We start from the raw sequence: 12,710 nt of genomic DNA, 5'->3' as shown, positions 1-12,710 counted from the left end.
TTGATGGACCGCAGGTCGGCGAAGGCCGCCTTGACCCAGATCTGGATCTGCTCGCCGGTCTTGCCCGGAACCTGCAGCGTGACGGTCGGGTGCCCGCCGGCGCCGGCCATCCGCTCCAACCCGGCGGTGCCGGCGAGCGCGGACAGCTGTTCGGCCAGGCTCGCCTCCGCGGCGGCCAGGCCGCCGGCGCCGAACTCCTTCCGCACCTGCTCCCGGATCAGCGCGATCAGGTCGCTGAGGTCGTTGCCCTCGACGGAGAAGATCCGCGGGGTGGGGAACTCGCGCGGGTCGAGGGGCGCGTCCGGCTCGACGACCGGATCCGTGTCGTCGAGCAGCAGGCCGTCCGGCACGAGCTGGACCACGTCACCGGTCAGCGTCGTCACCGACCGGGTGGGCACGGTCGCCCGGGCGAACGGCCGGACCGCGTGCACGGGCCAGTCGTGCGTCGACCGGGTCGCCTCGATCCGGATGTTGAGCTTCCGCCGGACCCGGTCGGTGCCGCTGAACGTGCTCACACCCTGCAGCCGGGTGCGCTGGCCGCTGCTCGAACCGACGCTGGTGTCACCGCGCCCCAGGCCCATGCTGGCCTCGGGCGTGTCGATCGCGGCGCCGTGCAGCGACGAGCCGGCGTTGTACGCCCAGCCGGCGATCTCGGCGAAGTCGTGCTGCGCGAACGCGTACAGCTGGTCGATCAGGCCGGTGTCGGCGCGGCGGCCGATGATCTCCGCGTCGCCGAGCGTGGCGTTGACCCGGACGGTGACGCGCTCGCTGAAGTACCGGCCGATCGGCACCTCGAACGAGAGCAGCAGACCGTCGGGCGAGAGCATGTCGTCGATCCGGCCGACCCAGCGCCGGCCGGCAAGGGCGCCGGCGAGACCCTGCGCCAGGCCCGGCGTGCGGCCCATCGCCCGCGGTGACACCTTCTCGATCTGCTCGATCACCTTCGTCAGCAGCTCGATGGGCTGGCCGTTGTCGTACAGCTGCATCGGCTCCAGCCCGCCCTGCCCGAGCTGGCTGAGCAGGTGCGGCGCCAGCCGCCGGGCCGCCGCCGTCGGGCCGACCGGACTGGTGAGGTCGCCCTTCCCGAACACGTGCAGCAGTGCCCGCAGCCGCAACGCCGGTGCGACGGACCGGTTCATCCAGGGCAGGTCGGAGAACTCCTGGGTGAGCTTCTCGGTCAACCGGCCGGCGAGGCCGTCGGCGGTCTCGAACCCCAGGTCGGGCAGGCCGGGCTGCGGACCGCCGGCGGCGCGCGTCTCGTCGCGGTACCGCTTCATGACGCCGAGCACGGTCAGCCGGTCGAGTTCGAGCTTGCCGCTGGCGTAACGGCGCAGCGCGTCGGCGATCTGCTTCGGCGGCACCGGCAGGTCGCCCTTGGCGTAGAACTCCAGCGCCGTCCGTTCCGGCAGCGTGTACACGACCTTGCGGTCGTTGACGAACCGCTCGATCTTCTTGCCGCGCTCGCTCCACCACCGGTTGTGCTTCTTGCCGGTCAGCTGGAAGTCGACCGGCATCTCGAACTGGTACTGCAGCCCGGTGTGGATGGCGAGCCGCTCGCGGCCGTAGATGCGGGCGGTGGTGCGGGCGCGGCCGGTGACCCACGACCGCCCGAACGTCGGCTTGCCGGTGATGTCCAGCGCCTCCGCGGTGGGCAGGGCACCGCCGGGCACGTCGGCGGCCCACGGGACCTCCGCGCCGAGGTCCTCGGTGGTCACCTGCCCGTAGTTCACCGAGGCGTTGGCCATGGTCAGGTTGATGTCGCCGACGACGAGCGGCGCCGACCCGACGAACGTCGACTCGCCGGTGTACCCCCGGATCGCCAGGCTCGACCGGGTCGGCCCGAAGCCACGGGGATCGGTGACGACGTCGGTGCGGTAGTCGGTGAACATCCAGTGGTTGAACGCGATGAGGCTGCGGACGTTCGAGAACGACGACAGGTGCACGGAACTGGCCGCGCCCGGCTTGCTGGCGTCGGGCAGGACCGCGCGGACGCCGTCCCACATGCCCGCGGCGTCCATGTGCATGATCGTCGCCCAGCGCAGCACCTCGTCGGAGGTGGTGCCGGGCCGCTCCGGCCGGCTGGTGCTCACGGTCGGCGCAGCGGGAACGGTGGTGGGCACCGGTGCGTCGAGGTCGGGCAGCAACGCCGCCGGCAGCACGACCCGCACCTTTCCGATCGATTCGCCGACGAGGGTCTCGTTGCCGTTCTCGTCGACGGAGAACGCCTCCATCTTGATCGGCACCTCGAACACCGCCGACAGTCCACCCTCGATCAGGGTGACCTGGTTGATCACGTCGCCGAGCTGCCAGCCGGCGCTGTTCGGCACCGCCCGGCCGGTGCTGACGCCGATGTTGTCGATCAGCATCGGGTTCGGGATGAGGTCGCCGTTCATGCCCGCGGTGGCCTTGAACGCGTGCGCGCCCGTCATGCCGCCGCCACGGCCGAAGAAGTTCGACCCGATGTCGAGGTTCACCACCGTCTCAGCGGTCGACGTGCCGAGCAGCACCTCCCGGCCGGTGGCTGTCACCCGGGTGCGGATGTTGGTGTGCCGGGTCTGCCGGCCCGGCCGGTCGGACACCAGCGCGAGCAGGACGCCGTCCTGGGCGGCCTGGTCGTACCCGCCCTCGTACCGGCCGGCCGAGATCTCCAGCATCGCGCGGATGTTGGACAACTGGCTCTCCCGCACCTGCGGGAATCCCGACAGGTGCGGATCGCCGTTCACCTCCTGCGGCAGCACGCCGACGCCGCGCAGATACTCCTCGACCTGATCGCGGAGGTCCTGGACGCCGGTCATCTGCTGCACCAGCGCCGGGCCCGCACCGCCGATGCCGTTCAGGCCGATCCAGTCGGGGAACCGGCCGGCCTTGCCCACCGGCGCTCCCGGTCTCGGGTCGTCGCGTAGGACCACCCGGCCGTCGGGGTACCGCATGGGGGTGCCGTCGGGGTTGCGGACCACCGCGGCGGCCTCCACCGGCAGGCCGAACCGGTACGCGTCCGGCTCGGGCAGGCGGAAGACACCGGTGCCCGCGACCGTCCGCGACTGGGCCTTGTGGCGCGGGACGGGGTGCGGCAGGGCGGGGGGCAGCGGCGTGACCGCGTCGGTGGATCCGGAGCCGAACGGCTGCACGAAGACGGTGTGCACGAGCTCCAGCTCGTAGCCCTGGGTGAACCCGGTGTACCGCTGGACGCTCGGGTGGATCGCCGTGCCGCCGACGGCGAGCGAGTGGCGACGGCTGGACCGCGGGCTCCAACTACCGCCACCGCGCGCCGTCACGTCCTCGTACGGCAGCTTGAGGCCGCTGCCGAACTCCATGTTGCGGCTGTCGCCGATACCGAGGCTCCCGGACGCGCCGGAGAACGTCACCCGCAGCCGCTCCAGGTGGTACCGGTCGCTGGCCCGGCCGATCATCTTGGCCGACTTGACCTGCACCACGGTCTTGATCGTCACCATCGCCACGACGGCACCGTCGGCCGTGATCAGCCGGCGCAGCCCGGTCGGTTCGTTGATGGTCTCGTCGAGCCGGGCCGGCAGCTCCTCCAGCACCAGGGTGCGGACCTGCTGGCGGGCCAGGCCGCCGAGCTGGTCGCCGCCCGCCGGCAGCAGTTCCAGGATGGTGTCGTTCAGCTTCTCCAGCCCGGTCATCCCGGTGACGACGTGCTCCGCGAACCGGGTCTCCGTTGCCCGGCCGGGCTCCAGCTTCTCCATGGAGGTCCGCTCGGACTCCTTGACCGCCTCCTCGGTGTACGGGTGCGCCACGAACACCGACATGGTCGACGCGTCGTCCTCGGCGGGCGTGTCGACCCGCGTCCACGGGCTCCACGTCCGGCCCTCGCCGACGCGGACCTGCACCTCCCAGTACCCGTCGCTGTTGTAGAGCGTCGACTCGCCCTTGTTGTCGGCCACCGCACCGGTCAGCGCGAAGTCGTTGCCGGAACCCTGCACCGACCACTGCCGCCGCATCTCGCCGCCGACGTTGGCCGCGACGAACTTGAACACCTCGCGGACGGCGCCGAGGAAGCCGTCCTGGCCGTCCGGGATCGCGTTGGCCACGATGTCGCCGATCGGGATCGGGATACCCGACCCGACGCCGACGTTGCGGTTCGCGGTCGCACCGACGATCCGGCTGCCCTGCGGGAACTGCGGAAGCTGGCCGAGCATCAGCTCGGACGCGATGGTCTCGGCGTCGATCACCTCGGCCAGGTCGCGGTGCTTCCACCGGACCCGGCTCTCCACGGCGCCATGCCCGAGCGGGAACACGACGCCTTCCTCGCCGGCCGCCCACCGGTACTGCGACCGGATCATCCGCTGGAGCTCGTCGGGCTGCAGGGTGACGCCGACGTCGATCTCGTTGTTCTCGCTGAGCTCGTCGATCATGCCGTTAATGCCGGTGGTGAGCGCCTGGATCAGCGGCAGCCGGCCCCGGGGCACCGCGGCGTCGAGCGCGACCCGGAGCGGGGCCGTCTCCTCCAACGCCGACTCGTACGCCTCGAACGCCTTCCGGCCGTTGACGACGCCGGAGACGAGCGCGCCGTCCGGCCACGACCGGGTCGCCGCGGCCGGGTTCTCCGCGGCGGTCTCCAGATCACGGTAGGCCTGGCCGGCGGCGCGGGCCCGGCCGGCGGCGGCCCGGTAGCGGCTCCGGAACCGCATGTGCCGGTTGGCTTCCGCCAGTGCCCGGTCGGAGTCGACGACGGCCGCCCGGTGCCGCTCGTGTGCCTGCAGGTCGGCGTCGGCAGCCGCCTCGGCCGCGGCGTCGGCGGCCGCGGCGTCGGCCTCCCGCTTCTTCGCGAAGGCGGCCTTCGCGAGCTTCTCGCGGGCCTTCTTGCGCTCGTTGAGCGCGGCGGCGGCCCGGTCGAACTTCGCCGCCAGGTTGCCGGCGGCGGTGGCCAGCTCGTCGACCGACCGGGTGTGGTCGGTGATGAGACCGCGGATCTCCTGGACCGCGTCGGCCAGCGGGGTGATCCGCAGGGCCTCGTACAGGTCCTCGGTCGACGCCGGGGGCGGGGTCGCCACGTCGAGCAGTTGCCGCGTCCCGGCCGGCAGCCGGTCGCGGTCTATCACGCCGTCGGCGTTGTCGGCGAGGACCCGGCCCGCCACGTCCTGGGCGGCGGCCCTGGTCTCGTCGGGCAGCCGGTCGTTGCTCCACAGGTCGGTGAGGACGATCATCGCCCGCTCGACGCGCGTCAGCTCCAGGTCGACCCGGCCGGCGACGGAGCCGAGCACGGCGGCCGCCTCGGCGCGCAGGCGGTGGACGTCGACGTCGTCGAGGACGCGGACGATGAGCCAGTGCCGCAGGCGCAGGACCGCCTCGTCGGACAGGGCCGCGAGGTCGATGCCGGCGAGCTCCGCGACCTCGATCAGCGTCGCGTCGGCGCGCGCCACCGGGATCCGCCGCTCGACCGATCTCGGCAGGTGCTCCTGCGTGATGGCGACGAGCTGATCCGGCGTGAGCGCGGTCAGGTGTTCGGTGAGCGAGTGGGTCCACTCGTTGCGGACCGGGGCGGGCGCGGCCGTCGACCCGCGGGCCAGCACGACGGCGGCCGCGAGGTTCGGATCGCCCAGCCACGCCTCGGCGAGCGGGCCACCGCCGCGGGCGGCGATCTCGGTGGCGAGGGCGGCCGCGGCCTGTGCCCGGAGCCGTTCGCCGAGCGCCGACGAGCGGGCCAGCCGCTCGACGATGTCCTGCACCCCGAACTCGATCGGAACCCCGGCGGAGTTGTCGACCTGCACGGCGAAGCGGGCCATGTTCGCCGTCGCCCGGCGCACGAGTCCGGCGTCGACCAGCGCCGGCAGCGCGGCCTCCACCGCCGCCCAGGCATCGCCGTGCCGCTGGATGAGCGCGAACCGCCGCCACGGCGCGTCCGGTTCGGCCAGGCTGCGGACCAGCCCGACGACGGTCTGGTCACCGTCGGCCGGGGTCAGTTCGTCGAGCACCCAGTCGAGGCGGTCCGGGCCGAGCACGTCGAGGATCGCGCCGATCCGCTCGTCGTGGTGGAAGTGCGTCTGCGGCGGCTGGACCGCGCGCTCCCCGAGTTCGAACCGCAGTTCGGCCAGCGCGGCCACCGCGTCGGGCGACGGCGGTTGCGGCCGCTCGGTCGCGTGGCGCCACCGGGCCGCGAAGCCGGTCGGCGCGGCGGGCGGCTCCGGCGGGGCCAGCGTCCCGGCGAGACCGTTGACCGTGACGCGCCAGGCGATCATCTCGCGGTGCTCCGGCGGCACCGTCTCGGACATCCGCACCTCGTGGATGGGGATGCCGTCGGCCGTCACGTCGGTGGTCGGGCCGGTGACACCGGCGGCGTCGTCCGGCACCGGCCCGGCGGTGAACCGGAACGCCGCGACCGGGCGGTCGGGCGCGGCCGGGAGGGCCACCAGCAGCCCGTCGGCCGGCCGGTACTGCAGTTCGTAGCCGGGAACCGGCCCGCCCGTGCCGGCGCCCAGCGACGCGGCGATCTGCCGCAGCATCGAGGTGGCGGCGTTGGCGTCGCGCGGCCCGCCGTGTGCGGGCAGCCCCCGCGCGGTGACCGTCGGCCCCAGTTCCTCGGCCGGTTCGGCGGCGTCCGGCGCCAGCAGCACCGGATGCTCCCAACCGGGCTCGCGCAGGCTCTGGTAGATCGTCCGGGCCGGCGGCGACAACCGCTCGGCGGAGATACCGGACGCGTCGACGAGTTCCCACCGCGCCCGGGCGCCCGGACCGGACAGGCCGAGGTGCGCCAGGTGGGCCTTGATGTCGGCGACGATGCCGGCGCGGGCCGCCGGTTCGGCCGCGACCAGCCGGTTGACCAGCGACTGCAGGTCGCCGACGCCGCCGAAGTCGTGCGGGGACAGCGCGTCGTCGCCGCGTGGCGTGCGCGCCTCGGGGGCGAGCAGGTCCTCCGGCCGGGGGCCGCGGTTCCGGGACCGCCGCGCGTCCTCGCTCAGCTCCCAGATCTCGTGGGTGAGCGTGCCGATGAGGTCGTCGCCGTCGGGGTGCCGGTCGGAGATCACGGAGGACGCGCGGACCGTGCGGCCACGGCGGCTGTGCACGTCCGACCTGGCCCGCAGCGCGCCGACGTCACCGGCGCTGACGTCGAGCCACATCTCGCCGCCGCGCCAGAGCAGCACGGCGAGCTTGACGACGGCGTTGCCGGCCGGGTCGGTGGAGACGCCGGCCACCTGGATGTCGCGGATCACCGAGTCGCGGATGCCGCCGGCGGCGATCTGCTGCCGGATCCGCTGCTCGAACGCGGTGGCGACGGCGGGCGCGTCCGGCGTGGTCCGCCACTCCGCCTCGGTGCGGGTGCGGGCGACGACCGTCGCCGTGATGTCCGGGTTGCCGGCACCCGACGTCGGCGTCTGCGGACCGATCACCGGCGGGGTCCGCGGGCCGGTTTGCGGGCCCGGTTGCGGTCCGCCCTGTGGGCCGGGGCCGGGCTGGTCGGCGGCCCGCGCCCGCTCGGCGGCCGCGCGGATCTTCTCGCCCAGCTCGTGCAGGTACAGCACCCGCTGGTGGGCCTCCCTGCGGTTGGCCGCCTCGTTCGCGGCCCGGTTCCGCTTGCCGGCGACGTACCGGAACGTGCCCTCGCCCAGACCGAACGAGAACTGGTTGATGACCTGCGCGGCGGCGGTGACCAGCAGCAGGGTGATCTCTTCGGTCAGTTCCTTGTCGATCAGCGGCGGACCGCCGGCGGCGACCCCGAGCGCGCGGAGCAGCATGGCGATGCCGTGCTTCTTGATCAGCACCGCCCACACGTCGGCGTCCCGCGGCGTCGTGCCCGAGCCGGCCACCGGCAGCACCGACGGGTCGGCCGTCGGGTCGCCGAGCAGGTCCAGCGCGGCCTCGACGTGGTACAGCGCGTCGCGGTTCCGGTTGGCCGCGTCGATCCGGGCGATGTCGTCCTTGTCGGCGACCTCGTCGTCGCGCTGCCCGGCCCAGCCGTAGCCGACACCGAGGCTGCCCATCAGGCTGACGATGCCGCTGAGAATCGTGAAGCCGACGTTGTCCGGGTCGAGGACGAGGTTCTGGGCGATGAACCCGCCGATGCCGGCGACCGAGGGCACGACCATCCGCGCCACGTACTGCCCGGTCGGCGCCCGGCCCGGCGGCAACTCGCCGGCCGGCGTCCCCGGCCGGGGCTGCCGCCGGGCGATGCGGATCATCCCCTGCACCGCGTCCCGGCTCATCCGGTACGGGCCGAGGGCCGCTTCGCGGAGCAGCCGCCGCCGGCGGCGCCGGTTGCGGACGTCGTCGCGGGCCCGCTGCTCGATCGGCCCGAGCACCTGCTGGGTGGCCACGAGGTCGGCCCGCACCGCCTGCAGGATCTGCACGAGCGCCGCGTGGAACTCCGGCGGCAGCGCCGCCGCGAGGTTTCCGGTGGACGCCAGCTCGCGGATCCGCTCGTACAGTTCCGCCGCGGTGTAGTGCGCCTCGTCGATGGCGGGGTTGCGCTGGCCGTCGGGCCGGTTCTTCGCGGCGTGCGCGCGGTCGGCGCGGGCCTGCTGCTCCGGGTCCTCGGCCTTCCAGTCGGCCACGCCGTACGCGACGCCCTGCATGCTCGGGCCGAGCACGCCGAGCAGCGCGCCGCCGCCGGCGTCGGAGGTCGTGGCCAGCCAGAGGGCCTGACCGGCGGACGAGTAGCCGGCCGCCTTGGTCCGCTTCTCCAGGAACGGCTGCAGCTGCCCCTTCTCGACCTGGGGAGCCTGATCCGGGTCGGCCTGGGCCGCCGGCACCACGGTTCCCGGCGCGGGTGCCGGGGTCGCGGGCGCCGCCGGCTGCGGCCCGGTGACCTGTTCCGCCTGGCGGGCCGAGCGGGAAACCTTCTCGGCGAACAGCGTCGCCTGCAGCTTGCCGTCCTCGCTGGCCTGGATGAGGTTGTTCACGCCCTGCGAGAGGATCTGCGCCCACACCAGCGCCGACTTGCGGTCGGCGACCTCGCCGTTCCAGTACGTCGTCGCGCTGCTGACGAACAGGCCGATGACCCGGCCGTAGTAGTAGACCTTCCGCTCCGGCACCGGCCGGGCGCCCTGCTCCGCCGCCGCGGCCTGCTCGGCGGCCGCCGTGCGCGCCTGGCGCACGGCGCGGACCAGCCGGGTCGGCACGCCGCCCCGCCCGGCGAGCCGGTCGGTGAGGTGCTGGCCGGCCGTGATCGCGTCGCCCTGCCGGCCGGTGCGGACCGCCGGCGCGGTCCGCGACAACGCCTGCACCGTCGCCTCGATCTCGGCGAGGATCATCGGACGCGTCAGGTCGCCGGACGCCCGGTGCAGCGCGTGCAGGAACTTCATCCGGGCGATGAGCCCCTCGACCCACAACGCGTGGTGCCCGGTGACCCCGCTCGCCCGGTGCACGTACTCCGACAGCGCCTGCGTGGCGTGGATGCCGAGCGCGCCACGGCTCGCGTCGGGCCGCAGCCGGAGCCGCCAGCCGGCGCTGTCGTGGGTCAGCATCGCGTAGTTGACGTCGGCCGTCGTCGGCAGGTCGACCGACACGGCCAGCTCGTAGACCCGGTACTTCTTGTCGTCGAGCATGATCCGCAGGATCGGCCGGTCGGTGTCCATCTCGACGCCCTGCGCGCCGACGTGCGACGCCAACTGCGGCGCCAGCTCGCGCAGCGACTCCACCACCGCGTCGGGGTCGGCGTCGATCCGACTCAGCGGGTTGACCAGCCGCGAGACCCGCTCGTCGACCGGCCGCTGCTGGTTGAGGAGCCGGCCGACGACACCGGCCTTGGCCTTGCCCCGGGAGAGCTCGACGGCGTTGCGGCGCTCGGCGAACTTCTCCTGACCGGGCACGAGACCGATGCCGGCCAACGCGTCCTGGATCCGCGCCACCTCGGCCGCGCGCACGGCCGCCAACCGGGCCGCCGCGTCGGTGCGGCCCGCGTCGGTCGCGTCGGCGATCCGGCCGTCGAGCACGGAGATCCGCCGGGCCGCCGTCTCGATGGCGGCCCACTGGCCCAGGCCCTGCCGGATCAGCCTCGGCTTGCCCGACGGAACCGGGGCGTCGGGGGCGAGCACGGAGACCTTGTTCGTGAGCCGGCTGGAGCGCCAGACCCGGAACGGCGCCCGCTCCTCCATGGCGCCACCGGCCAGGGCGGCGGCCACCGCGCCCGGCCCGAGCACGGGATCGGTGAGCACGTCGTGCGGCACGAGCACGGTCACCGAACGGTCGGGGCTGACCGTGCGCCGGTACAGGGTGCCGGGCGGCAGGTCGGCGCCGCGGACCCGCAGCTCGAACGAGCCGCCGTACAGGTGACGCCAGTACCGGCCGCCGGGTCCGCGCCGGGTCGTGACCCGCATCGTGCCGTCGCCGGTGATCTCCGCGTCGTGGATGGCCGGCGTGAGCCCGGCGGCCAGTTCGTTGGCCGCGTCGACCAGCACCACGTTGGCGCGCCACCGGGGCAGCCGCAGCGCGTCGAGGTGGCGGCGCAGCTCCGCCGGCGGTCGCCAGCCGGGGTCGCCGGCCTTCCAGTCCTTGAGCAGGCCGTCGACGAGTTCCCACCGCTGCCGGGCGGCGGCACCGTCGAGGTCCGGGTCGAGACCCAGGTGGGTCCGGATGTTCTCGATGGCGTCCGACAACTGCTGCCGCTGCGCCGGGTCGGTGGCCCGGGTGTACCGGTCGATCGCCTGGATGAGGTCGCGGACGCCCCGGACGTCGCGCCGGGAGAGCTGGGTGGCGCCGCCACGGGTCCAGACCGGCGGACCGCCCACCAGCGCGTCCGGGGCGACGGCCGCCACCGCTCCGGCCGCGGTGCGCGGTGCCGTCGCGTCGACCGCCCGGCGCAGCAGGGTGGCGTGGTCCGGGCTGAGGCCGCGGGCGAACGCGGTGAAGACGCTGGTGTCGCGGTCCAGCCGGAACGGGCCGATCAGCCGGCTGAGATCGGCCTCGATCGCGGCCTGCTCGGCGCGCAGCGCCTGGACCGTCTGCGGCACCCGCCGGTCGGTCCACCGGATCGGGTCACCGTCGAGGTACGCGACGTCGACGGCGTCGGCGCCGACACCGGAGACGAACTGGTCGAGCGGCACCTGGCCGGGCAGGCCACCGGCGAGCGGTCCGTGGCTCCCGTTCTGCGGGTCGAGGCCGAACACGGTTCCCACCGGGCCCGCCGCCGGGCTCGCCACGACGTAGACGTGCCGGCGGACGGGCATGGCGGGATCGGCCGGCGGCGGCTCGGAGACGACGATGACCGCGGCCGTACCCGGCCGGGCGCCGACCCGCTGAACGGCGTCGGCGGCGTGGTTGACGACCTGGCGGGCCGCGACCGTCGGGTCGATGGTGCTCAGGTCGCGCCCCGGCCGGACGAACCCGCTGCCGGGCAGCCGGCGGACGATCTCGGTCCGCACGTCGAGGTTGTTCATCCCGGCGACCCTGACCGCCTCGCCGATCACCCCGCGGAGGTCGACGGTGACCGGGTCGACACCGGCCAGCGCGTCGCCGCCGGGGGTCGGGCGCAGGCCGTACCGGGCCAGTTCGGCCTCGAACAGGTGGCGGACCCGCTCGTGCTGCTCGGCCAGGAGCCGGAACTCCTCCCGCCGGGCAAGCCCCTCGGCACTGAGCCGGGGAGCGCCGGGCCGGCGCACGGTCGCCGGCCGGACAACACTTTCGACCTCGACCGCCACCGCGCGGAGCACCGCCCGGGCCACCGCGCGCTGGTACGTCTCCGGGCTGACCGTGGTCGACACGTCGACCTCGGGCTCGACCCGTACCCGCACCCCTTCCCGGGTGACCGCGTACACGGCGTCGCCGTCCCGGTCGACGCTGGTGAGCCAGCGCCGCAGGTAGGGCAGCGCCCGGTCGATCGCCTCGTGGAACTGGGCGCGGCCCGGCCCGCCGGGGACGGGCGCGCGACCGACGACGACGCCCTCGCGCCGGGCGTGCCGGCGACCCAGCGCACCGCCGGCCGCGCCGACCACCGGCCGGTACCACCGTTCGCGCGGCGTCGCGGTGCCCTCGCCGTCGCCGAGGCCGCTCTCGACGGCCCGGACCAGGGCGGTGAAGGTGGCGCTGCCGGGTGCCAGGTAGGGCTGGTCGTCGGCGGGCAGCCGGACGACGTCGGGGAACCGGGCCGGGTCGGGACCGTGCCAGCGCGACATCCCGGGCACGTCGGAGGCCCGGCGCGCGGCGGCGACCCGAACGTGGGCGGGCAGCCGCAGGTCGGCGACGGCCGCGACGTCCTGGCCGAGGCCGGGGCTGCCGAGCAGCACGATCTGGTCGAACGCGGCGCCACGGTCGGCGGCGTACCGCACCGTCAGGCCGCTGTACCCCTCGCCGATGACCGTGGTGAGCGCGCCGGGTGCCAGGTAGCCGGCGAGCTGGGCGCGCAGGTCGCGGACCAGTTCGGCCCGGTCGACGGCCGGCCGCGCGCTGCGCTGGTCACCCGACCGGAACGGCCGGTCGATCACCGTGACGACGGCGGTCCGGCCGGGCCGCGTCATCGCCTCGTGCAGCGCCCGGGCGGCGTCGAGCACGCCGGGCGCCGCGGCCATTCCGGCGTCGGCCGGCACCAGGATCACGACCGATTCCGCCGTGGTGAGATCGCCGCGGACGTGCACCGCCTGCCCGTCGGCGAGCGACAGGTGCAGGATCCCGCCGTCGCCGCGCGGCATCGCGGTCAACGCGCGGTGCAGGTCGAGTTCCTCGGGGGTGGCGGTGCCGTCGGCGATCCTCGGCGCCAGCGCGCTGAGCGCGTCGCGGGCCCGGATCTCGTTGGCGGTCAGCCGCAGCGGCACCGGTGC

The 12,710-nt window shown here is 74.6% G+C and carries 1 protein-coding gene (only partly in view); it reads right to left on the bottom strand.

Every position in this 12,710-nt window falls within one protein-coding gene, locus Vau01_RS50535, for a C2 family cysteine protease, read on the bottom strand. The gene is 46,080 nt long; 16,561 of those nucleotides lie to the left of the window and 16,809 to its right, leaving coding positions 16,810–29,519 in view — codons 5,604 (complete) to 9,840 (partial); the first complete codon in reading order (the gene reads right to left) occupies positions 12,708 to 12,710. Both the start codon and the stop codon lie outside the window.

This window comes from Virgisporangium aurantiacum, assembly GCF_016863635.1.
GTDB classification, from domain to species: domain Bacteria; phylum Actinomycetota; class Actinomycetes; order Mycobacteriales; family Micromonosporaceae; genus Virgisporangium; species Virgisporangium aurantiacum.
Note: the sequence above shows the minus strand (reverse complement) of the source record. Positions and strands in the feature narration are given on the sequence as shown.